Consider the following 23,805-nt stretch of genomic DNA (forward strand, 5'->3'; position numbering starts at 1 on the left):
AAAGGCCTCGCGAAGCGACGCCCCCCAACATGACTGCGACAGGGCGGCCTAGAACCCGTAGCGCAAGAACCCCCCGTCCACCGCGATACATTCGCCAGTGATGTAGCTGGCCGCCGGCAAACACAGGAAGCTTACTGCGGCGGCCACCTCGTCCGGCTCGCCGATCCGGCGCATCGGCGTGCGCTCGATCACCTGCTCGTAGTAGTCCGGATCGGAGAGGGGGCCGGAGGTACGGCGGGTGCGGATATACCATGGCGCCACCGCGTTGACCCGAATGCCATCCTCAGCCCACTCCGCGGCAAGGTTGCGGGTGAGTTGATGCAACGCCGCCTTGGTCATGCCGTAGGGCGCACCGCTGCGCACATGGGTCAGCCCGGACACACTGCCGACATTGACGATCGCCGAGGCGGCATGTTGCGCGAGGAGCGGATGGGCGTAACGCGACAGCTCGAAGGCGGAGAACAGGTTGGTTTCGAAGATAGCGCGCCACTCGTCCTCGGTGTAATCCACCGCCGCCTTGCTGACGTTACCGCCGGCATTGTTGATGAGCAGGTGCAGGCCGTCGGCATGATCCTCGACCCAGTCCAGAATCTCGCGACGGTCCTCATCGTCGGACACGTCGGCGGCCAGCGCCAGGATGCGACGCTCGGGAAAGGCCTCGCTCAGTTCATCGCGGGCGGCGGCCAGTGCATCGAGATCGCGCGCCACCAGCAACAGGTCGGCACCAAAACCGAGCAATTCGCTTGCGATGGCTAGGCCGATGCCGGCACTGGCACCGGTGATCAGCGCGGTCTGTCCGTCCAGCCGCCAACGGTGCTGCATGGTCCTGCCTGCTTGGCTACGGGATAGGCGTAGGATAATACCCCCACCTTCGATGAGGTCGCCGCCATGTCCACACCACTGCGCGGGATGATGTTGGCACTGCCGCTGCTGTCAATATTGGCCGCATGCAAGCCGGAACCACCCAAACCGGCCGACGCACCGCCAGCACCGCAGGCCACCGCACTGCGCACCGCCATCGCACAGCCGCTGGACCGCGCCAAGCAGGCGCAGGCTACGGTCGAACGCGCCGCCGCAGCGCAGAACGCCGCAATCGACGCTGCCACCGCACAATGAAAAACACCGGCCACCATGGCCGGCGTTAAAGCGTCGCACGACGCGCCCATCACGGGCGCGCAGAAGCAGCTTCAGTGCTAGATCATAAACCGCAGAAACAGTAGGCCAGCGCCTTCACCGGCACGCCCGAACGCGTATCGGCCGCGTCCTTGACGAAATGCAACTGCGTGTCCAATTCCGGCAAGCTGCGCAGCAACAGTGCGTGTCCCAGCGCGGAGTCGCCCAGCATCCAGACGCCCATGCGGCTACCGGCGAAACCGTTGACGAACTGTGCGAATGGCGAAGCGGGCTTTTCGATGTAACGCACTCGGTATTTATCTTGGCCGCCAAGCTTGGCGCGCGCGGCGGCGTCGGCCACCGCATCCTTGAAGCCACCGAACGCGTCGACCAGCCCACGCTCCTTGGCCTGCGCGCCACTCCAGACACGGCCCCGCGCGACCTGATCGATGGCCTCGACCGACTTACCGCGTGCCTGTGCCACCTTACCGGTAAAGTCGGCATAGCCCTTGTTGATGGCCGACTGGATCAGCTGTCCCACGATCGGATCCATCGGCCGCGAGATGTCGAATGCACCGGCGTAGCGGGTAGTACCGACGCCATCGGTATGCACGCCAATCTTGTCCAGCGCGCGGGCGATGTTGGGAACCATGCCAAAGATGCCGATCGAGCCGGTAATCGTCGACGGATCGGCGTAGATGCGATCGGCACTCATGCTGATCCAGTAGCCACCGGAGGCGGCATAGTCGCCCATCGACACCACGACCGGCTTGCCAGCGGCTTTCAGCGCCACCACCTCGCGGCGGATCTGCTCGGAGGCGAATACCTCGCCACCTGGCGAATCCACCCGCAACACTACCGCCTTGACCGCATCGTCCTCGCGTGCCTGACGCAGCAGTTGCACGGTCGATTCGCCACCAATGCGACCGGCTGGCTGTTCGCCGGCGCTGATTTCGCCCGCCGCGACCACCACCGCCACCTGCGGCCGCGCATCCATCGGCGAACGGCGTAGATCCAATTGCTGCAGATAGCCATCCAGATCGACCTTGCGGAAGATGGTATCGGCATCGGCGACGCCACGCTTGGCCAGCAGCTGTTCGACTTCATCGCGGGTCTTGAGCCCATCCACCAGCTTCTGCTGCAGTGCGAACTTGGCCATATCGCCACCAGCCGCAACAATACCCTCGGGCATGCTGTCGATGCCGGCGCTGATCTGCACTGGCGACAACTTGCGCGCCTTGGCGATGTCGGCCAAGTAGCGCTGCCACACATCGTTCATCCAGAACAGGTCGGCTTCCTTGGCCGCAGGCGACGCGGCGTCGAGCACATACGGTTCAGCTGCGGATTTGTACTCGCCGACCTTGAACAGATGCACGTCCACACCGAGCTTGTCCTGCAAGCCCTGGCGGAAATACTGGCGATAGTGGCCAAGGCCTTCCAGCACCATCGAGCCCATCGGGTCCAGATAGACTTCGTTGGCCTGCGCGGCCAGCAGATATTGCGATTGATTCAGCGTGTCGCTATAGGCCACGATCTGTTTGCCCGAACTGCGCAGATCCTCCAGCGCCGCGGCCACTTCGCGCATCGAAGCGAAGCCGCTCGGCTGCAGCTTGTCCAGACGCAGTGCTACCCGCTCGATCTTCGGGTCGGTCTTGGCCGCTTCAATCGCCCGTACCAGATCGCGCAACTGGATCTCCTGCGCGCCCTTGTCGCTCATCGCCTTGGCCAGCGCACGACTGAACGGATCGGCGCTGAACTGCTCGACGAGCTTGCCCTCCGGTGCAATCAACAGCGTGGTGCGGTCGCGCAAGGCCTTGGCGCCATCGCCGCGCGCCATCGCGAACACCAACAACAACAGCAGCACGAAAAGGAAGCCGAAGAACACCAGGTTCAGGATCAGCCGGCGGGTAAAATTCATCACATCCCACAAGCCGACGAAGAAGCTGACGATGGGGCTGCGACGCACGGGTTGGTTCATGGAAAGCTCCGGAAGGAAGGCATCTTGCGCCTGCGCAGCATACCGGCTGCATCAAGCGCCGCACATCCGTCTGAAGTCAGGGGGCGAACAGACGCGCACAGCTCCAACGCAAACGCGCGGCCATCATCACCGCCGCCGCCGTCAGGCCCAAAATTAGACCGACCCACATGCCTTGCGGCCCCCAGCCCAGCCATAGACCCAGACCGGCACCGAGCGGCATGCCCAGGCCCCAGTAGGCACACAGCGCCAGCAACATCGGCACACGGGTATCCTTGAGTCCACGCAGTGCCCCAGCGGACAGCACCTGCACGCCATCGGGGAACTGGAAGGTGGCCGCGTACAGCAGCAACGTGGACGCCAACGTCGCCACAGAGATGTCGCGCGTGTAGATGCCGACAATGGCGTCGTGACCCAACAGCAACACAAGCGCCGACAGCGCCTGGGTGCCAAGCACGATGGCGTAACCGGCCCAGGCCGCGCCACGCACGCCGACCGCATCGCCGGCACCTGCGGCGCGGCCCACCCGCACCGTGGTCGCCTCGGCCACGCCCATCGGCAGCATGAAGCACAACTGCGCCACGTTGATCGCGATCTGGTGCGCGGCCGCCGGCACCGCGCCGAGCCGCGCGATCAGCAGCGCGGTGACGATGAACAGCCCCCCTTCCATCAGGATGGTGACGCCGATCGGCATCCCGGTCTTCAGCAATCCACCGATCACGCGCAGATCCGGTGCCTCGCACCGCGCGAACAGGCGTAACGACGCGAAGCGCTTGGCCCGCGCCAGATAGACGGCAAAGCACAGCACCTGCGCCCACATCATGATCGCCGACGCCATTCCCAGGCCACCTGCACCACGCGCGCGCAGACCGAACAAGCCGAAGGTCAACACGTAGCCCAGCGGCGCCAGCAACAGCAGGCCACCGAAACCAAGCAACATCGTCGGTAAAGTCCAGTGCATGCCTTCGCTCAGATAGCGCATGCAGAAGTACAACACCAGCGCCGGCACGCCCCAGCGAATCGCATACAGAAAATCGTGCGCGCCCGACACGATTTCCGTCGCAATGCCCATTTGTGGCAGCGCCATCGGCAGCACGCTCAGAAACGCGAACATCAGCACGCCCATGCCCAGCGACAACCACAGCGCCTGGCGGAACAGCGGCCCGATCTGCGCGAAGCGCTTACCGCCGTCGAGTTGCGACACCAACGCTGTCAGGGCGATCAGGGTACCGATCGGAATCATCATCGGCAGCCATAGCAAGCCCGTGCCGACAGTCACCGCAGCCAGGGTGCCGGTGCCATGGTGACCGGCGATCACGTTGTCGACAAAGCTGATCAGACCGGTGGAGACATGGCCCAGAACCAGTGGCAGGGCAAGCTGCGCGGTGCTGCGCAGCTCGCCGCCCCGGACCATCAGCGTGTTGGAAGACAAAACCATTGCAAGACTCTAGCGATCCCGCCACTGCGACTACGCGGAAAGCGCCGGCACGGGGCGACGGAGTAGCGGCATTTTACGCGTGACGGTGGAATATTGCAGAGAATCGGAACCTAGAGCAGGTGCAGGCAACAGCCCGCTAACCGCCCCCCCATTGCAGGCCGATCAACGGGCCACATGTTGGCGCAACCAGGTGTCGCGGCTGTCGGTGCTCTGCGCCAGCAAATCCCGGAGCAACCCAGCCCTGTCCTGCGGCGGGGTACGCTGCGACAGCAGCACCAGATGGGTACGCTGTTCAGCCGGCATGCGGCGCAGCAGATTCAACAATGCCTGGCGCTGCACGCCGGGCACGTAACCGAACAGCGGTTGCAGCGCCCAGAACTCCGCACCCAACTCCGGGCCAAGTAACCAACCGCGGCGCTCGAGGGCGTCCATCTCGGCGAATTGCGCACGCAATGCGTGCTGCTGCTCCACTGGCAATGCGGCGAACGTGGTGGCCGCCTGACGCAGGCGCGCCTGCGTGGCTGGCTCAAATGCCTGCCATGCAACCTGACGCTCGTGAAGTTGCACGGGGGTCAATGCAGAAGACAGCGTGGAGGATGGGGCGATCACTGCAGGCGCAACGACTGCCGCAGCTGCGGCATCGGCAAGATCAGCTGCACTGGGAGGGCTGCGCTCGATCCGCGCCGAAGGGGCGCTGGCGGCATACCACGCATAGAAATCCAGATCGTCAACCACCGGTTCCGGCAATGAAATAGGTGCCGCAACCGGCAGCGGCGGGGCGGTGGCGGTGTCCGATTCCGGCGGCAGCGCTTCCACCCGGACCGGGCCGATATCGCCCAGCATCTGGTGCGGGTCGTCGCCCACTGCGGCAACGGCATGCCGCGACGGCAGATGCTCCCAGCACAGGGTCCCGACCAGCGCCACAGCCACCACCACGATCACTGCGGCAGCCAAGCGCGCACGGCTTGCGCCACGCTTGCCTGCGCGCCGCACAGGCGGCGCTGGCAGGGCCCGAGATGGGACAAGCACAGGCGACGCAGTCTCGATGATCGCCGCATCGCGCAGTTGCGCCAGCATCTGCAACCTTGCCGACGGCAGATCACGCAGATGCTGCTGCGCGGCCTCGGCCAATGCGCGCCACGCGGCGGCATCCGGATGACCGCCATCATCGCGCGGACACGCCCGTGCCAGTGCCTGCTGATAATCCGCGATGGACAGTTGCAGCACCTGTGCGGCAAGCGGCTCGTCCAGCCCGGCCACGATACGCAGCAGCAATGCCAGGCGGTCTGCTGGCTGCAACGTCGCCAGATGTGCAAACGGCGCCGGCCAGGCACCACCGGTCGTCACCGTGGCCTGGCGTAGCATCGGCACCGCAGCAAGCAGCTTCCAGAAATGCAGCGGCCAATCGGTCATGGGCAGGGCCGCGGCATGACGGCCGAAGGCACGCATCGCGGCGGCCAGAGCCGGGGCACCGCTTTCCAGGCTGCCGCTCTGCAGTTCAGCCAGCACCGCGACGCGGCGTTCGATGCCGCGCAAGAACGCGGACAGCGCAGTCGGCGCAGCGGCGCCGCCGGAGGGGAACACAACGGTCATCGGAACTCCATCATCGGCGTGATGATAGCGAGACGCGCGTCAGGCCGCGCGCTTGACAGCAGGCCACAAATCAATGCTCCGGTCACAATCGCAACGGCAGGTTGTACACAGCGCCCCAAATCGGCCATCTCCTTCCTTGTCAAGCCATCACAACACTGTGTTGCATCCATGTTTCACGGATAAGTATCTGTTTATAAAGATATAAATATGATTGGCGCTTTTTTGTCCAACTCGTTGCAGAGGCTTGTGAGTCCGTCTTCACAGCGTGGAGCATCGTGCTCATGCACAGCTTTATCCACAGTGCGTGTGGATAAATTTGATTCTTTAATTACGGCGGCTATTTACGACCTGTTTAGCGCTTTACTGACAGGGATCGTCGGCAACATGCGTGGGCCGTAACGGCCCACGCCGACCGCTAGACTAGGCCGATGCCAGCTCCCGCCGTCACACTCCGCGTCGCCCTGCCATTGCCGTTGCCACAGTTGTTCGACTACCTGCCCCCGCAAGGCAGCGCTCCCAGTCAAGGCGACATCGGCCGACGCGTGCAGGTGCCGTTCGGCAATCGCCAGATGAGCGGAGTGGTGGCTGCGCTTGGCGAGGCCGAGCACAGCCCCGGTCTGCGTGCAGCGCTGGCCTGGCTGGACCCAGTGCCACTGCTGCACGGCGAACTGGCCGACTCGCTGCGCTGGCTGGCTCGCTACAGCCACGCGCCGCTGGGCGAAGTGCTGGCGACCGCGCTACCGGTGACCCTGCGCCGCGGCGAACCATTACCCGACACCCATGCATGGGCCTGGCGCCTGACCGAAGCCGGCGCCGGTCACCGCACCCGCCCTGGTACCCGCCCGCATCGCTTGGCCGAACTGCTCGCGCCCGGACCGCTGCACGAGGAGCAGTTGGATCAGGCGATGCACGACTGGCGCAGCGCCGCGCGGGCGCTGGCCAAGCGCGATCACGCCGAACGGATCGCGGTACCCGCCGACGCCAGCGCGCCGCAGCCGCAAACCGGACCGATGGCGAACCCAGAGCAGCAAGCCGCGATCGACACCCTCCACGCCACCCAGGGCTTCGCCGCGTTCCTGCTCGACGGCGTCACCGGCAGCGGCAAGACCGAGGTCTACCTGCAGGCAATCGCCGCCTGTCTGGCGCGCGGCCGTCAGGCGCTGGTGCTGGTGCCAGAGATCGGCCTGACTCCGCAGACCTTGGCACGGTTCCGCGCACGTCTGGGGGTACCGGTGCATGCGCTGCATTCCGGACTCAACGACAACGAACGCGCGCGGGTCTGGACCGCCGCCTGGCGCGGCGAAGCATGGGTGGTGGTCGGCACCCGCTCGGCGGTGTTCGTGCCGTTGCCGCAGGCCGGGCTGATCGTGATCGACGAAGAACACGACGGCAGTTATAAGCAGCAAGACGGCATCCGCTACCACGCTCGCGATTTCGCCCTGGTCCGCGCCAAGGCGCTGGACGTGCCGGTGCTGCTGGGCAGCGCCACGCCGTCGCTGGAGAGCCTGCACAACGCCAATAGCGGCCGCTACACGCACCTGCGCCTGACCCATCGCGCCGGCGACGCGCGACCACCGACGGTGCGCGTGCTCGACGTGCGCAAGCGGCCCCTGCAGGACGGGCTGTCGCCGGAGGTGCTGACCGGCATCGGCGCCACGCTCGCCGAGGGCGGCCAGGTTTTGGTGTTCAAAAACCGCCGTGGCTACGCGCCAGTGCTGCTATGCCATGACTGCGGCTGGACCGCACCGTGCCAGCGCTGCAGCACACCGCTGCACACCACGCCGATGACCGTGCATGCCGGCGGCAGGCGATTGCAATGCCACCACTGCGGTGCGCGGCAACCAGCACCCCTGGCCTGCCCGGACTGCGGCAGCCTAGCCCTGCAACCGCAAGGCATCGGGACCGAACGTCTGGAAGAACGCCTGGTGCACGCCTTTCCGGAGGTGCCGGTGCTGCGCATCGACCGCGGCACCACCCAGCGCCGCGATGGGCTGGAAACGCAATTGGCCACACTCGGCAACGCTCCTGGGATCCTGGTCGGCACGCAGATCCTGGCGAAGGGGCACGACCTGCCGCAACTGAGCCGAGTCGTGGTGGTGGGAATCGACGAAGGGCTGTTTTCAGCCGACTTCCGCGCTAGCGAGAAACTGGCGCAGCAGTTGATCCAGGTCGCCGGCCGCGCCGGCCGCGCCACACGCCCCGGTGACGTCTGGTTGCAGACCCACCATCCCGGTCATCCGCTACTGGAAATCTTAGTGCACGGCGGCTACCACGCCTTCGCCGCAGCGGAACTGGCGCAGCGCGAAGCCGCCGGCTTCCCACCATTCGCGCATCTGGCACTGCTGCGCGCCGAGGCCAAGCAGGTCGATCACGCCAACGCCTTTCTCGCCGCAGTGCGTGCGCTGCTGCCAGCGCACGATCAGGTACAGCGCTTCGGCCCAATGCCGGCGCCAATGCCACGCCGCGCAGGTTTCCAACGTACCCAGCTGCTGCTCTCGGCCAGTACCCGGCGTGCACTGCATCGCCTGCTGGATGCGGCCGTGCCGGCAATCCATGCACTAACGCAGGCACGGCGGGTACGCTGGTCGCTGGACGTGGACCCGCAGGATCTGTATTGAAGCGCCAGCGCGCTGCTCAGCTGCCGCCTTGCAACGCCAGCAGCAGCTGCACGCGCAGCGCCGCGTAGTCGCTAGCCTCCACGCAGCGCCAGAGGCCGGCATCCGTACCAAGGCCGCCGGCGGCGGTGGCCACCACCGGTTTGTCAGCGACCAACGCCAACAGCAGCCCGCGCGGCTGCTGTTCGATCCAGGCAGGCAATACCACGATGGTCGCCGCATGCACGCCCGCCGCCATCGAGGCCACCCGGCGCACGTCGAAGCCGCTCCAGAAATCCATCGTTTCCTGCGCACCAGGCGGCAGTAACAATTGCAGCGGGAGACCACGCAGCGCCTCGCGCAGTTCGAACGCGCCCTTGCGCGCCAGCGAGGCGGCGGCCAGCAACACCCGTGGTGTGGTGCATTCGGTAGTGTCTTCGACCATGGCAATAGCCGTGGCCGGGACTGCCGGCAGCGCCGGCACCTGCCAGGCCAGCGCGATGCCACGTCCATCCGCAAGCGCCAGCAACTCGCCGTGCGGGGTAATCCAGTGACGCGCCTGCGCCAGGGCCGCGCGCTAGGTGGCACGCACATCGGCAGATCGGAGTGACTGCGATGCCTGCCCGTGCCTTGCCGGTTCGGTACGGGACCAGTCTCAGCAGGCTAGAAACGCTCCGCCAGATGCTTCGCCTAAGCGCTGGCGGGCGGGCTTGTTAGGCTGCGCTTGTCGATCCAAGCTTAAGTCCAGTTGCGTCTCAAGCCAACGGCAGCTTTAACCGGCTGTCATGGGGCCGAAACGGGCGTTTATGCCTTCCGGATTCGGGCGGCGTGCAGGCGTATCAGGCGACGAACAGCGCCTTCATCTTCTTCAGCGCGTTGGCCTCGATCTGGCGGATGCGTTCGGCCGAAACGCCATACTCGTCGGCTAGTTCCTGTAGCGTGATCTTACTGTCCGCGTCCAACCAGCGACGCTCGATGATGTCGCGCGAGCGCGCATCCAATTCCGCCAAGCCTTCGCGCAACAGTTGCAGTTGATTGTCATCGCTGTCGGCACGTTCGTAGGCCTGCGAAGGATCTTCCTCGTTGGCCATCAGATAGGCAGCCGGCGAGGGCGGCGCATGATCGTCGTCCTCGTCGGACGGGGCGTCGAAGCCGATGTCGCGACCTGACAGACGCGATTCCATCTCCAGCACCTCGCGCTCGGACACGTTGAGGTCCTTGGCGACCGCCGTCACTTCTGCCGCGTTCATCCAGCCCAGGCGGGTCTTGGACTTGCGCAGGTTGAAGAACAGCTTGCGCTGCGCCTTGGTCGTAGCGACCTTGACGATACGCCAGTTCTTCAGAATGTACTCGTGCATCTCGGCACGGATCCAGTGCACCGCGAAGCTGACCAAACGCACGCCCATGTCCGGGTCGAAGCGCTTGACCGCCTTCATCAGGCCGATGTTGCCCTCCTGAACAAGATCGCCCAGCGGCAGACCATAGCCGTTGTAGCCGCGGGCTACATGGACCACGAAGCGCAAGTGGGAATGGACCAGTTCGCGGGCCGCATCCAGGTCCTCCTGGTCGCGGTAGCGCACCGCCAAGGCGTGCTCCTCCTCGGACGTCAGCACCGGGATCTGGTGCACGGCGCCGATATAGGCATCCAGCGAACCGAGCGGACTGGGAATCGGAAGATTGTTGGCCACCAATGCGGTGGTAGGAAGAGTCTGGCTCATAGTGGTCATCTTAGCAGTCAACTAATTGGACTGCCGGGTTCAGTAAAAAGTTCCTTCGTTCTGTTTATGAAACATTCGAGTCAAAAAAATGCCATGACAGAGATATTGCAACGATCGGACGGAACAATGAAGCAGCCCGTTTGGGTTACGAATTTAGCACCCGCTTCGCGAAAATGGCGTCCATACAGCCCCCGTGTCGACGCGACATCCCATCACAGTTCAGGCATCGGGTAACCCCGCGCTTCCAGATCTACGCGCGCCGGCAGGCTCCAGTCGATCGGGGCGCTCCCCCGACGGCACAGGTATTCGTTGGCGGCGGAGAAATGCTTGCAGCCCAGGAAACCACGGTGCGCGGACAGCGGCGAGGGATGCGGCGCCTTCAGCACCCGGTGGCGCCGGGTATCGATGACCTTGCCCTTGGCCTGCGCATAACTCCCCCATAACAGGAACACCAGCCCCTCGCGCTCGCGGTTGAGTGTCTCCACCACGTGGTCGGTGAAGCCTTCCCAGCCTTTGCCCTGGTGGGCACCGGCACGGCCTTCCTCGACCGTGAGCACCGCATTGAGCAGCAGCACACCGCGCTGCGCCCAGGGCAGCAGGCAGCCATGATCGGGACGGCGGATGCCCAAGTCGTCCTCGATCTCTTTGTAGATGTTAAGCAGGGATGGCGGCACCGGCACGCCGGGCAGCACCGAGAAACACAAGCCATGCGCCTGACCACGCCCGTGGTAAGGATCCTGGCCCAGGATCACCACCTTCACCGCATCGAACGGGGTAGCCTGGAATGCGGCGAAGATCTGCCGTCCCGGCGGGAACACGTGTGCGCCGGCCGCCTTGCGCTGGCGCAGATAGGCGGCCAACTCGCGCATTTCCGGGCGCAACAGCCAGTCGCCGACCTGCGCCTTCCACGACGGCTCCAACTGGATCCGGCTCTCGTCTTCGTTGTTGGTCATTGCATACGGACTCGGCACGTCAAGTCAAAAGGTCACCGCGTTCCTAATTGAGTCTGGCTAGACGCAACTGGAACAACACCTTGGTCACCAGCAAACGCTCTTCGATCGGCTTTTGCACCAAGTCGTTGGCGCCAGCAAGCAGCAGCGCGGACTGATTGTAAGGATTGCTGTCGCCGGTCATCACCAACACCGGCATGCGCCGCTTGCCGTAGGCAAAATCCAAGCGGATCCGCTGGACCACGTCGCGACCGTTGAGTTCACCCTTGAGGGTGACGTCGGTCAACACAAGATCGATGCGGTGCGTGGTGTGACCAAGGGATTCGGCGGTCAGCAAAACGAACGCCTCCTCGGCGCTCAAGACATGCAGCACCTGCAATCGCTGGCGCTCGAGCATGCGCTTGGTCGCCTCGGCAACCACCCGGCTGTCCTCGATATAAAGGACGGTTGCCCCAACCATCGGCTGCGGCTGCACATAGCCGCGGACGAAGGTCGCCAACGCCTTGTGGCCCAGGGCCTTGTCGAAATAGTCGGTGACGTATTCGGTAAATCGGCGTTCCACCAGATGCCGCTGAGCATCGCCAGAGACCACGATCACTGGCACATAAGCCTGCCCAGCGGCCTCGCGCACGCTGCGCGCCAGGGCCAGGCCGTCGCCATCGGGTAGCGCCAGCGAGGTGGTGACCAGATCGACCGGGCCAGCCTCCAGCGCCGCACGCGCCTCGGCGATGCTGGCGCAGCCGACCACCTCGACATCCAGCAACTCGCGGTGCAGCACATCGGCGATCAGCTTGCGCACCAGCTTGGATCCATCGACCACCATCACCCGCGGGGCGGCGTTGATCAGGTGCTTGAACTCGTGCACAGACATGCGCACTTCACGTATCGGTGGGCCGTGTCTGACGCAGGAAGTGGCCGGTCACCAGCCAGGCGCCGAGCCAGCCAAGCAACAAGGTGCCGAGCAGAACCAGCGGCACGTGTAATACGTCCAGTCCATGCAGCAGGAAATGGCTACCGTAGCTGTCCGCCAGCGCCGCCAGCGGCGGCCCCAGTGCCGCACCGGCGACGGCAAGCAATGCCAGCGCCAACACACCGGCGCCGAAGCCATACCAGGCCCCAAGGTACAGGAACGGGCGACGGATGAAGCCATCGCTGGCGCCGAGCAATTGCAGCACGCCGATTTCCTCGCGCCGCGCCTGGATATCCAGGCGCACGGTGTTGCCGACCACAAGCACCGCACCAACGCCGAGCAGCAGCGACAACACCTGCACCAGGCGCTGACCGAAATGCAGCCAACCGTCCAGGCGTTTACGCCACAGCGCGTCGTGCTGGACCAAATCGGCTTGCGGCAAGGCGCTCAACGCCATCGCCAGCGGGGTGTCGTCGGCTACGGCGGGGATTACGGTCAGCAATGTCGGCAATGGATTGTCGTGCAGGGCATCCAGCGCCTCGCCCAGCCCAGCGCTATCGCGCAGTTCGGCCATGCCCTGCGCAGGTGTACGCAAGTTCACTGCGGCGACATCGGCACGCCCACGCAACGTCTGCGCCAGCGTCTGTGCTGCGGCGACATCCACATTGGTCTTCAGGAACACGTTGATCTCGCGCGACTGCTGCACCGTGCCGGCGAACTGCTTGAGGTTATCCAGCGCGATCGACAACCCCAATGGCAAGGTGAAAGCCAGGGCCATCACCGCCATCGTCAGCAGCGTGGCCCATGGCTTGCGCATGGCGCGGCCGAGGCTATAGACGATGCTATGCAGGTGGTGGTCACACCACACGCCCAGACGCGATGGCGCGGTGGCGCCGGTATTGCGTGCGCTCATTCGGCCAGATCCTGCGGAGAAATATCGTCGACCAGACGGCCATGATCCAGGATCAATACGCGCTTGCGCATCTGTCTGAGCAGCGCCAGGTCGTGGCTGACCACCAGCACGCTGGTACCGCGCGCCGGCAGTTGCGCGAACAGTTGCATGATCTCGGCAGACAGGGTCGGGTCGAGGTTGCCGGTGGGTTCGTCGGCAACCAGCAACCGCGGCTCGCCGACCATCGCCCGGGCGATGCCAACGCGCTGCTGTTCGCCGGCCGACAACTGCGAGGGCAAGGCTTTCTCGCGATGCCCCAGGCCCATGCGTTCGAGCACCGAGCGCACGCGTTTGCCGATCTCGGCGCGGCGGGTGCCGCGCAGGATCAACGGCAGTGCAACGTTCTCGGCGATGCTGCGATCGTTGAGCAAGCGATGGTCCTGGTAGACCGCGCCGACCTCGCGCCGATGCAACGGCACGCGCCGCCCACGCACTTTGAGCAGGTTACGCTCATCGAACAGCACCGCACCGTGGGTGGGCCGCTCGCTGAGGTGGATGAGCTTGAGCAAGGTGCTCTTGCCCGCACCGGAATGACCGGTGACGAACAGCATCTCGCCCTCCTCAACCTGGAAGCTGACATCCACCAACGCCGTATGGCCGCCGGCGTATTGTTTACTGACATTGTCGAATCGCAGAACGCTCATCAGACGATTATGCCGGAGCGCCCAGGGTATTCGTCCACCGAACACATACAGCGCACGGCGGACGGACGCCGCGGCTCAGGAACCGGAGACCAGCGAACGCAGCTTGCGGCCGAGACGGGTCAGGAACGAATCGTTCTTGACCGACGCCGCCGCGCGCTCGCCCTGGCGTGCGGCCTTGACCGGCGTAGCCACGACCTGCACCGGCTTGGCCGACACCGCGACGTTGCCGGACTGCACGCCCTCGGCCGCGTCCAGTGGCCGCCCACCGCGACGGCGCCTGCGCTTACGCGGCGGACGCTCGCCCTCTACCAGCGGCACGCCCTCGGCGGCCACGCGGGCAGGCTTCGGTACGGCGGGCGCAGGAGCATCGGTCACTGCGGCGGCGTCGACTGGGCGCGGGGTGCGTGGCCGGCGTCGTGGGTTGCCATCGGCACCGCGCGATTCACCGCGCCCACCAGGGCCGCTACGGCCACCGCCGGACTTGCCGCCGCCGCGACGTTGCTCGTCGGCCTCGCGCTGAGCGCGCGCCTCGCGGAAGATCTCACCGATGCTGTCATCACCCTCGGCCTCGGCGGCCTCGCCTTCCACCGCCACGCGCGGGGTGCGTGGCAGTGCCACCAGCAGCTCCGCCGTCACCGGCTCGACCGGGATCTTCTGCTCGATGTAGGCCTCGATGTCCGGCAGGCTCATCGCGTAGCGTTCGCAGGCGAAACTGATCGCATCGCCTTCCTCGCCCAGCCGCGCAGTGCGGCCGATGCGGTGCACGTAATCCTCCGCGTCGAACGGCAGGTCGTAGTTGTAGACGTATTTGACACCGTCGATATGCAGGCCGCGCGCGGCCACATCGGTGACCACCAGGATTTCCAACTGGCCCTTCTGGAAGCGGTTGAGCAGCGTCTCGCGCTTCTTTTGCGGCACGTCGCCGGAAAGCACGCCGACCCGGTAGCCGTTGCGTTCCAGCGCCCGCGCCACGCGCTCGACGAACGCTTTGGTGTTGACGAACACCATGGTGCGCGCGCCCTCGCTGCGCGAGAGCAGACCCAGCAGCAGGGTCAGCTTCTCCTCGTCGGCAGGGAAATAGATGCGCTGGCGCACGCGCGCGGCGGTGATGCTTTCGGTTTCGACCACGAGCTTTTCCGGCTCGTTCATGTGCTCATAGGCCAGCTCCAGCACGCGATGGCTGAGCGTGGCCGAGAACAGCAAGGTCTGCCGAGTCCCGCGCTCGGGCATGCGCCGCAGCAGAAAACGGATGTCCTTGATGAAACCCAGATCGAACATGCGGTCGGCTTCGTCCAGCACGCAGATCTCGCAGGCGTGCAGGGACACCACTTTGTGCTGTTTGACGTAGTCGATCAGCCGCCCAGGGGTGGCGATGATCACATCCACGCCCTGCTGCAGCAGTTCGCGCTGTTTGTCGTAATCCACACCGCCATAGACCAGCGCAAAACGCAGACCGAGGTCGGCGCCGAACTTGACCGCGTCCTTGTGGATCTGGATCGCCAGTTCGCGGGTCGGCGCCAGGATCAGCGCACGCGGGTCCTCCGGCTTGCGATCGGCCAACGCCGGGCGGCTGAGCAGACGGTTCATCACCGCCACTAGGAACGCCAGTGTCTTGCCGGTGCCGGTCTGGGCCTGCCCGGCCACGTCGCGGCCCGGCAAGGCCACCGGCAGGGTCAGCGCCTGGATCGGCGTACAGCGGGTAAAGCCCGCGCCTTCTAGCCCTGCCAGCAGTGCCGGTTGCAGGTCGAACGCGGAAAAAGTCAAATCTGTCAGCGGTTTGTCGCTCATCTTTCCATCTTCTTGGGGCCACCCCCGCCCAAGGCGTAAGGTCGCAGCTTGCGTCGGTCCCGGCAGCGTCGCACACTGGCGTCTTCCATACCGGGTCGCGCGACAGGGGGAATCCCTTGATTTCGACGCGCAATACCCCAGTTTACCGCAATGCGGCGGCCACCCGGTCCGGTCGCTCGCATTGACCCAGGAGATTTTCCAAAGTGAGCGACAAGGTCCTACACGTCGGCGACGCCGATTTCGATACCGCGGTGCTGCAATCGGACGAGGCGGTCCTAGTGGATTTCTGGGCCGAATGGTGCGGCCCGTGCAAGATGATCGCGCCGGTCCTAGACGATCTCGCCGAGGCCTACGACGGCCGGCTGAAGGTGGCGAAGATCAATGTGGACGAGAACCGCGCCACGGCCATCAAGTACCACGTCCGCTCGATTCCGATGCTGCTGCTGTTCAAGAACGGCCAGATCCAGGCCACCCAGATCGGTGCGGTCGGCAAGGGCCAGCTGACCCAGATGATCGACAAGACTCTGGGCGGCGCAGCCGCCTGACGCCCGCCGTGGCGAGCCGCTCCGTTCCGTAGCGGCTCGCGGGTACGCCGGTGGCCTTACGCTGGTAGCTGAACCGCCTGCAAGCGCGGGCTTGCCGTAGTTACACGGCGGTGATAGTGTCGGCGCATCCGGTGGCATTCGCGCACCGCACCCCCTCTGGAAGTTTCTCTCCCAGACCCGCTCCCAATCCATTTGCTCCCTACGTTTGGGTGCTCGCACTCTTAAGCGAGGAACCACCACTTTGTCCGATCACACCATCTCCGAACCCGGGAGCATCGACGCTCCCGCCGAGAAACGCGTGCGCAAGCCGCGCGTCAACAGGGCCACGGCTGACACCGAGGGTGGCGCCGACCACGGTACGCCTGCGCCGCCGAACCTGCCGCTGCCCGCTGCGCCGGTCCAGGCCGATGCGCCCCGCCCAGTTGCCCAAGAACATGCACCGGCGCCATCCAGCCATGGCGGCGCAGCCGGCAACGGCGAGCAACCGGCTCCGCCGCCACACGCAAGCAACGCCAACGATGGCGGAGAGCCGCGCGAAGGCGGCAACCCGCGCTTCAACAATCAGAACCAGAACAACAATCAGCAGGGCAATCGCCGCGACCGCTTCCGCAATCGCCGCGACCGCAACCGCGAGCGCTTCCAGGACAACGGCCTGCCCAGCGACAACGGCGCCAACGAAGTCTTCGTCCCGCGGGTGCACGCCAGCGTGCCTGAAGGCTTCCCAATCTACTCCTTGAGCGACCTGAAGCGGATGCCGGCGCAGAAGCTGCTCGACATCGCCGAACAACTCAACATCCAGGACGGCGTGGCGCGTGCGCGCAAGCAAGATGTGATCTTCGCGCTGCTCAAGGTGCTCACCCGCCACGGCGAAGGCGTCGCCGCCGACGGCGTGCTGGAGATCCTGCCGGACGGCTTCGGCTTCCTGCGCGCGGCCGAGGCCAGCTACCTGGCCGGCCCGGACGACACCTACATCTCGCCCAGCCAGATCCGCCGCTTCAACCTGCGTACCGGCGACCATCTCTCCGGTCGCATCCGTTTTCCCAAGGACGGCGAACGCTATTTCGCCTTGTCGATCGTCGACACCATCAACGGCGAGCCGCTGGAAGCGAGCAAGAACAAGGTCCTGTTCGAGAACCTCACCGCGCTGTTCCCGCGCAAGCGCTTCACCCTGGAACGCGGCAACGGTTCCTCCGAAGACATCTCCGGCCGCATCCTCGACCTGATGGCGCCGCAAGGCAAAGGCCAGCGCGCACTGATCGTATCCCCGCCCAAGGCCGGTAAAACCATGCTGATGCAGCAGGTGGCCACGGCGATCACCACCAACCATCCGGACGTACACCTGATCGTGCTGTTGATCGACGAACGCCCGGAAGAAGTGACCGAAATGCAGCGCACCGTGCGCGGCGAGGTCATCTCCTCCACCTTCGACGAACCGGCCGCGCGCCACGTGCAGGTCGCCGAAATGGTGATCGAGCGCGCCAAGCGCCTGGTCGAACACAAGAAGGACGTGGTGATCCTGCTCGACTCGATCACCCGCCTGGCCCGCGCCTACAACAACGTGGTGCCGTCCTCCGGCAAAGTGCTCAGCGGCGGCGTCGACGCCAATGCGCTACACCGCCCGAAGCGCTTCTTCGGCGCGGCGCGCAATGTCGAGGAAGGCGGCTCGCTGACCATCATCGCCACGGCACTGGTGGAGACCGGCAGCAAGATGGACGAGGTGATCTACGAAGAGTTCAAGGGCACCGGCAACAGCGAAGTGCATCTGAACCGCCGCATCGCTGAGAAGCGCGTGTACCCGGCCATCGACATCAACCGCTCCGGCACCCGCCGCGAAGACCTGTTGATCGATCCGGAACTGCTGCAGAAGATCTGGATCCTGCGCAAATTGCTCCACCCGATGGACGAGATCGCCGCGATGGAATTCCTGTTGGACAAGATGAAGAACACCAAGTCCAACGACGAGTTCTTCAGCTCGATGAAGCGCTGAAGTCCGGCGCCGCTTCGCCCCAAACGCCCCGCTTCGGCGGGGCGTTTGCGTTTCTGGCGGTCAATGCCCGCCGACGCTGCGCAGCGGACGATCCGAGCGTCTGTCTATCGAGCGGCGTCGCGACGCACGCAGCAGCACAACGGCCCCACACACACCCGCGACCGCGATCTGCGGCAGCGGGTGCGTGACGTGCGACGACTCAGGCCGACAACAACGCCAGCGCGTCGTTGAAGGTCTTGCTCGGTCGCATCGCAGCGGCCACCTTGGCCAGGTCCGGGCGGTAATAACCGGCGATGTCCACCGGCTGGCCCTGCACGCCGTTGAGTTCGGCGACGATGGTCGCTTCCTGCTCGGTCAGCCGTTTGGCCAGCGGCGCGAAGCGCGCCTGCAACGCGGCGTCCTCGTGCTGGGCGGCCAGCGCCTGCGCCCAGTACAGCGCGAGGTAGAAGTGACTGCCACGGTTGTCCAGCCCCCCCACCTGACGCGAGGGCGACTTGTCGGTGTCCAGGAACCGACCGTTGGCCTGATCCAGGGTGCGCGCCAGCACGCCGATGGTGGCACTGTGGTGGCGCTGGCCCAGATGTTCCAGCGACGCGGCCAGGGCCAGGAACTCGCCCAGCGAATCCCAGCGCAAATAATTCTCTTCGACGAACTGCTGCACGTGCTTGGGCGCCGAACCGCCGGCACCGGTCTCGAACAGGCCGCCACCGGCCATCAACGGCACGATCGACAGCATCTTCGCGCTGGTGCCCAGTTCCATGATCGGGAACAGGTCGGTGAGGTAATCGCGCAGCACGTTGCCGGTCACCGAAATGGTGTCCTCGCCCTTGCGAATGCGCTGCAACGACAACGCGGTGGCCTCCACCGGCGGCAGGATGCGGATATCCAGGCCAGTCACGTCGTGATCGCGCAAGTAACGCTCCACCTTCTGGATCATCAACGCATCGTGGGCGCGCTGCGGATCCAGCCAGAACACCGCCGGGGTCGCGCTCAGGCGCGCGCGCTCGACCGCCAGCTTGACCCAATCCTGGATCGGCGCGTCCTTGGTCTGGCACATGCGCCAGATATCGCCGGCTTCCACCGCATGCTCCAACAGCACCTGACCGCTGGTAGCGCTGACCCGCACCACGCCATCGGCGGCGATCTGGAAGGTCTTGTCGTGCGAACCGTATTCCTCGGCCTTCTGCGCCATCAGGCCGACGTTGGGCACGCTGCCCATCGTCGCCGGATCGAACGCGCCATGCCGCTTGCAGTCCTCGATCACCGCCTGGTAGACGCCGGCATAGCAGCGGTCCGGAATCACCGCCTTGGTATCTTGCAGCTTGCCTTGCGCGTTCCACATGCAGCCCGAGTCGCGGATCATCGCCGGCATCGAGGCATCGACGATCACGTCGCTGGGCACGTGCAAATTGGTGATGCCCTTATCGGAGTTGACCATCGCCAAGCTCGGACGCTGCGCGTACAGGGCCTGCAGATCGGCCTCGATGGAAGCACGCTGCGCGTCCGGCAACGCCGCGATGCGCGCATACAGATCGCCGATGCCATTGTTCGCATCGAAGCCCACCTGCTTCAGCGTGGCCGCGTACTTGTCCAGCACGTCGCGATAGAACGCCTCCACCACCACACCGAACATGATCGGGTCGGAGACCTTCATCATCGTCGCCTTCAGATGCAGCGAGAACAACACGCCCTGCTGCTTGGCATCGGCGATCTGCGCCTGCACGAAGGCCGCCAGCGCACGCTTGCTCATCACCGCCGCATCGATGATCTCGCTGGCCTGCACCGCGGTCTTTTCCTTCAGCACCGACACCGTGCCGTCCTTGCCGATCAACTCGATCTTGACGCTGCCGGCTTGTTCGATCAGCGCAGAGCGCTCGCTACCGTAGAAATCGCCCGCGTCCATATGCGCCACATGCGATTTGGACTGCGCGCTCCACGCGCCCATACGATGCGGATGCTTGCGCGCGTACTGCTTCACCGACGCCGGCGCACGGCGGTCGGAATTGCCCTCGCGCAGCACCGGATTGACCGCACTGCCCTTGACCCGGTCGTAGCGCGCCTTGGCGTCGCGCTCCTGCGCGTTCTTCGGCTCGTCCACGTAATCGGGCAACGCATAGCCCTGCTGCTGCAGTTCCTTGATCGCCGCCTTGAGCTGCGGCACCGAGGCGCTGATGTTGGGCAACTTGATGATGTTGGCTTCCGGCGTGGTGGCCAGCTGCCCCAATTCGGCCAGATCGTCGGCGATGCGCTGGTCCTCGCGCAGAGACTCCGGAAACTGCGCGATCAAACGACCGGCCAATGAGATGTCGCGCGTCTCCACCGCGATGCCCGCGGTACCGGCGAACGCCGCGACGATCGGCAGCAGCGACTGCGTCGCCAGGTACGGAGCTTCATCGGTGAGCGTGTAAAGGATTTTGGGCGTATTCGACATGACGCGATGGATGACCTCTGGCATGAGAAGAAAGCAGGACCGACAGTGCGGCGAGGTATGTTTCGACCAATGAGCGCGAAACCGAGGAACGCCGAACATCGGCTATACCGTGCATTGTCGCGTGTCTTTAGGCCGCGGGCAAAGCGCCAGCGGCCGATGGAAAGCACCTACCTGGCACTGCGCGAAGCCGCACTGGCACTCGCCCCCTGGGCGCCATGGCGCGAACGTGCGTTGGAAGCACGCGATGACCGCACAGCGCGGCGCAGGGGTACCAGTGTGCGTGAGCTGCGCATCTGCCTGTTGCTTGCCGAAGGACAAGCGCAGCGCGCCCTGGACATGGCGCAAGGACACATCCCGACGCTCTCGTCCCGAACCTTGACGTACCTCCTGACCGAGGCAGAAGCACTCGATCCAACCGCCACCCTGCCGATCTGCGAGCACCTGATCGAAACCGCCATCGCGCGCACCCAGCACCAAGAGTATCTGACGGCAATGGACTTGTTACCGACACTGCAACGGATCTATCGCCACCAGGGCGACCCGACCCGCTTCGACCTTTACCTTGCGCAACTGCGGCAGCGTTATCAACGCAAACGTAACTTGATCGAATTGCTGGACCATCGTTTCCCGGTGACCGCGACACCGCCCACGCGATGAGGTAAAGCGCCGTGCCGTGCGCCTGCCCAAAGGCCGCCGCACGGCGCTTGGTAGCGGTCGGCACGACCCCAGCATGCTCCTGCGATTTGTCTGCATCCCCCACGCACGGCCAGCGTATGCTCGGCGCATCGGCGGCGGTTCCAGGGCACGCCCTCTATGGAATGGAGACAGGGAGACACGATGGCGTTCTATGCGCATTCGACCGAACGCAGCGATCGTAGCAATTGGCAAGGTCTGGCCGATCATCTGAACGGCGTCGGCGAGCGTGCCGCGCGCCACGCCGGGCCCTTCGGCGGACAACTGCTGGCCCGGGTCGCTGGGCAATTGCACGATCTCGGCAAATACACCGAGAAATTCCAGGCGCGCCTAGACGGCGACCCCGCCAAGGTGGATCACGCCACTTGGGGGGCGCGGATTGCTTGTGCGCGTTATGGCGATGGTGGGAAACTTCTGGCCTACACCATCGCTGGACATCACGCCGGGCTGGCGGACGGACGCCAGGACAAAGACTCCTCTCGCACCTCGCTACACGAACGGCTGTCGGAGGAGTATCGCGCACAGGCGTTGCCTCCCTTATTACCTGACTGGGAGCGCGAACTGACACTGCCGGCCAAGCTGGAATTTCCGCAGGGCTTCGCCCGCCATCCCCGTCCAGAACGCCGCGCCTTCCAGATGACGCTACTGGCACGGATGATCTTCTCCTGTCTAGTGGATGCCGATTTCGTCGATACCGACGACTTCTACCGGCGCATCGAAGGCCGCAAGACACGCGAAGAAGAAGTGGGTGCGCAGCCGACACTGGCAGAACTGCGCGAACGCCTCGACACGCATCTGGCTGGCCTCCCGAGCAAAGGTGGCATCAATCCGGTACGGGCGCAGATTCTGCACGACGTGCGCGCCAAGGCCCATCTGCGCACTGGCCTGTTCTCGCTCACCGTGCCGACCGGCGGCGGCAAGACCCTGGCATCGCTGGCATTCGCGTTGGATCACGCCATCGTGCACGGGCTGCGCCGGGTGATCTACGTCATTCCGTTCACCAGCATCGTCGACCAGACCGCCAGCGTCTTCCGTCACGCGCTCGGCGCGCAGGACAACAGCGCTGTGGTGCTGGAACATCACAGCGCCTTCTTCGACGATCCGAGCAAGGCGCCGCAGGCGATCGAAAAGCGCAAACTGGCGATGGACAACTGGGACGCGCCGATCGTGGTCACCACCGCCGTGCAGTTTTTCGAAAGCCTGTTTACCGACCGCCCCTCGCGCTGCCGCAAGCTGCACAACATCCCCGGCAGCGTGGTGATCCTGGACGAAGCACAGACCCTGCCATACAAATTATTGCGCCCGTGTGTGGCGCTGCTGGACGAGCTGGCGCTCAACTATCGGGTCAGCCCGGTGCTGTGTACCGCCACCCAACCCGCGCTGCGCCAGGACCAGGGCTTCGCCGACGGCCTCGAACAGGTGGAGGAACTGGCGAATGAACCGCAGGCGCTGTACACGCAACTGCGCCGTGTACGCGTGCGGCATGTCGGCCCTCTGGACGACGATGCGCTGGCCGATCAGCTCCGGCAACGCGAGCAGGTGCTATGCATCGTCAACAACCGTCGCCACGCACATGCCTTGTTCAACGCAATCGCCGATCAGCCGGGCGCACGCCATCTGACCACGCTGATGCATGCGCGGCATCGCCGTGTGGTGCTCGCACAGATACGAAAAGATTTGCAGGAAGGCCGGCCATGCCGGATTGTCTCGACCAGTTTGATTGAAGCTGGGATAGATCTGAGCGTACCGCTGGTGCTACGCGCCGAAGCAGGACTGGATTCCATTGCCCAGGCCGCTGGTCGCTGCAATCGCAACATGGAGTGGGACATCGACAGCAGCGAAGTACGCGTCTTCGCGCCAACCAACACAAACTGGAAGCCACCGAGGGAACTGGAACTGTTCGCCGAAGTCTTCCGCGATGTCGAGCGCGAGCATCACGGCGACCTGCTGGCAATGGACGCCATCCACAGCTACTTTCGCAAACTCTATCATCGTCTTGGCGATGACAGACTCGACAACGAGGCAATCCTGAGCCTACTGCGCAAGTCCACCATCGACAATCTTCCCCTGAACACACTTGCGCGCAAGTTCAACGTGATCCAGACCACCATGCGTCCATTGATCGTGCCTTACGCCCCCTACGCGATGGAGTCGGACAAGGAAGTGCCCGAGGTCGCCGAAGTCCTGCACGAGCTTGAGCATGCCGAGCGTGTCAGCGTGGCCGGTGCCGCCCGCCGCCTGCAATCCTGGCTGGTCCAGGTGCCCGAGCAGGCCTACAAGGCGCTCTGGCAGGCGCACGCTATCGCCCCGGTCGCACCCGAGCGCTGCGGCGAGGAGCAATTCGTGCGCCTGTGTAATCCACGCCTGTACGACGCCCGGTTCGGGTTGCATTGGGACAACCCGCAGTTTTTGGAGGGAGAGCAGCTTTTTTGGTGATCAGCTTTACTTCGTCAGAAGAAATGTTATAGTGGCGC

At 64.9% G+C, this 23,805-nt stretch carries 18 protein-coding genes; 6 read left to right on the forward strand and 12 right to left on the reverse strand.

The window, feature by feature from the left end; genetic code table 11:
• Window positions 1-48: 48 nt before the first annotated feature.
• The gene (locus XaFJ1_RS14010; protein WP_012917338.1) at window positions 49-822 is read right to left on the reverse strand and encodes an SDR family oxidoreductase; all 774 of its coding nucleotides are present in this window, start codon (window positions 820-822) and stop codon (window positions 49-51) included.
• 66 nt (window positions 823-888) lie between these two features.
• Between XaFJ1_RS14010 and XaFJ1_RS14015 the strand changes: the two genes are divergently transcribed.
• On the forward strand, window positions 889-1,116 hold the full coding sequence (locus XaFJ1_RS14015) for a hypothetical protein (RefSeq protein WP_012917339.1): 228 nt from the start codon (window positions 889-891) through the stop codon (window positions 1,114-1,116).
• Window positions 1,117-1,198: 82 nt separating this feature from the next.
• On the opposite strand, the gene sppA is transcribed toward XaFJ1_RS14015, so the two are convergent.
• The 3 genes from sppA to XaFJ1_RS16280 all read right to left on the reverse strand — a co-directional run bounded on the left by sppA (window position 1,199) and on the right by XaFJ1_RS16280 (window position 6,119).
• On the reverse strand, window positions 1,199-3,091 hold the full coding sequence (gene sppA / locus XaFJ1_RS14020; protein WP_012917340.1) for a signal peptide peptidase SppA: 1,893 nt from the start codon (window positions 3,089-3,091) through the stop codon (window positions 1,199-1,201).
• 76 nt (window positions 3,092-3,167) lie between these two features.
• Window positions 3,168-4,526, reverse strand: coding sequence for an MATE family efflux transporter (locus tag XaFJ1_RS14025; RefSeq protein WP_012917341.1), 1,359 nt, complete (start codon window positions 4,524-4,526; stop codon window positions 3,168-3,170).
• Window positions 4,527-4,688: 162 nt separating this feature from the next.
• Window positions 4,689-6,119: a hypothetical protein gene (locus tag XaFJ1_RS16280; RefSeq protein WP_012917342.1), complete on the reverse strand. Its 1,431-nt coding sequence runs from the start codon at window positions 6,117-6,119 to the stop codon at window positions 4,689-4,691.
• A gap of 428 nt (window positions 6,120-6,547) precedes the next feature.
• Between XaFJ1_RS16280 and XaFJ1_RS14035 the strand changes: the two genes are divergently transcribed.
• Window positions 6,548-8,737 carry a primosomal protein N' gene (locus tag XaFJ1_RS14035; RefSeq protein WP_012917343.1) on the forward strand — a complete coding sequence of 730 codons (2,190 nt, stop codon included), beginning with the start codon at window positions 6,548-6,550 and terminating at the stop codon, window positions 8,735-8,737.
• Between the two features lie 16 nt (window positions 8,738-8,753).
• Here the strand turns inward: XaFJ1_RS14035 and XaFJ1_RS14040 are convergent, their stop codons facing one another.
• The 7 genes from XaFJ1_RS14040 to rhlB all read right to left on the reverse strand — a co-directional run bounded on the left by XaFJ1_RS14040 (window position 8,754) and on the right by rhlB (window position 15,675).
• A complete protein-coding gene (locus tag XaFJ1_RS14040; protein WP_012917344.1) occupies window positions 8,754-9,242 on the reverse strand; it encodes a glycosyltransferase family protein in 489 nt (162 codons plus the stop codon).
• 310 nt (window positions 9,243-9,552) lie between these two features.
• Window positions 9,553-10,431: an RNA polymerase sigma factor RpoH gene (rpoH, locus tag XaFJ1_RS14045; protein WP_012917345.1), complete on the reverse strand. Its 879-nt coding sequence runs from the start codon at window positions 10,429-10,431 to the stop codon at window positions 9,553-9,555.
• A gap of 212 nt (window positions 10,432-10,643) precedes the next feature.
• Window positions 10,644-11,384, reverse strand: coding sequence for a uracil-DNA glycosylase (gene ung / locus XaFJ1_RS14050; RefSeq protein ID WP_012917346.1), 741 nt, complete (start codon window positions 11,382-11,384; stop codon window positions 10,644-10,646).
• A 43-nt stretch (window positions 11,385-11,427) separates the two neighbouring features.
• Window positions 11,428-12,252: a response regulator gene (locus XaFJ1_RS14055; RefSeq protein ID WP_012917347.1), complete on the reverse strand. Its 825-nt coding sequence runs from the start codon at window positions 12,250-12,252 to the stop codon at window positions 11,428-11,430.
• 7 nt (window positions 12,253-12,259) lie between these two features.
• Window positions 12,260-13,204, reverse strand: a complete 945-nt coding sequence (ftsX, locus tag XaFJ1_RS14060; protein WP_012917348.1) for a permease-like cell division protein FtsX — start codon at window positions 13,202-13,204, stop codon at window positions 12,260-12,262.
• Complete coding sequence (gene ftsE, locus XaFJ1_RS14065) at window positions 13,201-13,887, reverse strand: cell division ATP-binding protein FtsE (RefSeq protein WP_012917349.1); 687 nt, start codon at window positions 13,885-13,887, stop codon at window positions 13,201-13,203. Before ftsE ends, ftsX begins: the two co-directional genes overlap by 4 nt.
• A gap of 75 nt (window positions 13,888-13,962) precedes the next feature.
• Window positions 13,963-15,675: an ATP-dependent RNA helicase RhlB gene (gene rhlB / locus XaFJ1_RS14070; RefSeq protein ID WP_012917350.1), complete on the reverse strand. Its 1,713-nt coding sequence runs from the start codon at window positions 15,673-15,675 to the stop codon at window positions 13,963-13,965.
• Window positions 15,676-15,878: 203 nt separating this feature from the next.
• Between rhlB and trxA the strand changes: the two genes are divergently transcribed.
• Together trxA and rho are read left to right on the forward strand one after the other, a co-directional pair.
• The gene (gene trxA / locus XaFJ1_RS14075; RefSeq protein WP_012917351.1) at window positions 15,879-16,220 is read left to right on the forward strand and encodes a thioredoxin TrxA; all 342 of its coding nucleotides are present in this window, start codon (window positions 15,879-15,881) and stop codon (window positions 16,218-16,220) included.
• A 241-nt stretch (window positions 16,221-16,461) separates the two neighbouring features.
• On the forward strand, window positions 16,462-18,207 hold the full coding sequence (rho, locus tag XaFJ1_RS14080) for a transcription termination factor Rho (RefSeq protein ID WP_045757038.1): 1,746 nt from the start codon (window positions 16,462-16,464) through the stop codon (window positions 18,205-18,207).
• Between the two features lie 199 nt (window positions 18,208-18,406).
• On the opposite strand, the gene XaFJ1_RS14085 is transcribed toward rho, so the two are convergent.
• Window positions 18,407-20,638, reverse strand: a complete 2,232-nt coding sequence (locus tag XaFJ1_RS14085; RefSeq protein ID WP_012917353.1) for an NADP-dependent isocitrate dehydrogenase — start codon at window positions 20,636-20,638, stop codon at window positions 18,407-18,409.
• A 156-nt stretch (window positions 20,639-20,794) separates the two neighbouring features.
• Here XaFJ1_RS14085 and XaFJ1_RS14090 point away from each other — a divergent pair, with 156 nt between their 5' ends.
• Together XaFJ1_RS14090 and XaFJ1_RS14095 are read left to right on the forward strand one after the other, a co-directional pair.
• On the forward strand, window positions 20,795-21,295 hold the full coding sequence (locus XaFJ1_RS14090) for a hypothetical protein (RefSeq protein ID WP_012917354.1): 501 nt from the start codon (window positions 20,795-20,797) through the stop codon (window positions 21,293-21,295).
• Between the two features lie 180 nt (window positions 21,296-21,475).
• Window positions 21,476-23,767, forward strand: coding sequence for a CRISPR-associated endonuclease Cas3'' (locus XaFJ1_RS14095; protein WP_012917355.1), 2,292 nt, complete (start codon window positions 21,476-21,478; stop codon window positions 23,765-23,767).
• Window positions 23,768-23,805: the final 38 nt, after the last annotated feature.

This window comes from Xanthomonas albilineans (assembly GCF_009931595.1).
Lineage (GTDB): Bacteria > Pseudomonadota > Gammaproteobacteria > Xanthomonadales > Xanthomonadaceae > Xanthomonas_A > Xanthomonas_A albilineans.

Bases quoted from the DNA above. Each gene is read 5' to 3' on its own strand.
- ung (WP_012917346.1), bottom strand. From the start codon at position 11,384: ATGACCAACAACGAAGACGAGAGCCGGATCCAGTTGGAGCCGTCGTGG.
- XaFJ1_RS14055 (WP_012917347.1), bottom strand. From the start codon at position 12,252: ATGTCTGTGCACGAGTTCAAGCACCTGATCAACGCCGCCCCGCGGGTG.
- sppA (WP_012917340.1), bottom strand. From the start codon at position 3,091: ATGAACCAACCCGTGCGTCGCAGCCCCATCGTCAGCTTCTTCGTCGGC.
- ftsE (WP_012917349.1), bottom strand. From the start codon at position 13,887: ATGAGCGTTCTGCGATTCGACAATGTCAGTAAACAATACGCCGGCGGC.
- rpoH (WP_012917345.1), bottom strand. From the start codon at position 10,431: ATGAGCCAGACTCTTCCTACCACCGCATTGGTGGCCAACAATCTTCCG.
- XaFJ1_RS14035 (WP_012917343.1), top strand. From the start codon at position 6,548: ATGCCAGCTCCCGCCGTCACACTCCGCGTCGCCCTGCCATTGCCGTTG.
- XaFJ1_RS14015 (WP_012917339.1), top strand. From the start codon at position 889: ATGTCCACACCACTGCGCGGGATGATGTTGGCACTGCCGCTGCTGTCA.
- XaFJ1_RS14090 (WP_012917354.1), top strand. From the start codon at position 20,795: ATGGAAAGCACCTACCTGGCACTGCGCGAAGCCGCACTGGCACTCGCC.
- XaFJ1_RS16280 (WP_012917342.1), bottom strand. From the start codon at position 6,119: ATGACCGTTGTGTTCCCCTCCGGCGGCGCCGCTGCGCCGACTGCGCTG.
- XaFJ1_RS14010 (WP_012917338.1), bottom strand. From the start codon at position 822: ATGCAGCACCGTTGGCGGCTGGACGGACAGACCGCGCTGATCACCGGT.
- XaFJ1_RS14095 (WP_012917355.1), top strand. From the start codon at position 21,476: ATGGCGTTCTATGCGCATTCGACCGAACGCAGCGATCGTAGCAATTGG.
- rhlB (WP_012917350.1), bottom strand. From the start codon at position 15,675: ATGAGCGACAAACCGCTGACAGATTTGACTTTTTCCGCGTTCGACCTG.
- XaFJ1_RS14025 (WP_012917341.1), bottom strand. From the start codon at position 4,526: ATGGTTTTGTCTTCCAACACGCTGATGGTCCGGGGCGGCGAGCTGCGC.
- XaFJ1_RS14085 (WP_012917353.1), bottom strand. From the start codon at position 20,638: ATGTCGAATACGCCCAAAATCCTTTACACGCTCACCGATGAAGCTCCG.
- ftsX (WP_012917348.1), bottom strand. From the start codon at position 13,204: ATGAGCGCACGCAATACCGGCGCCACCGCGCCATCGCGTCTGGGCGTG.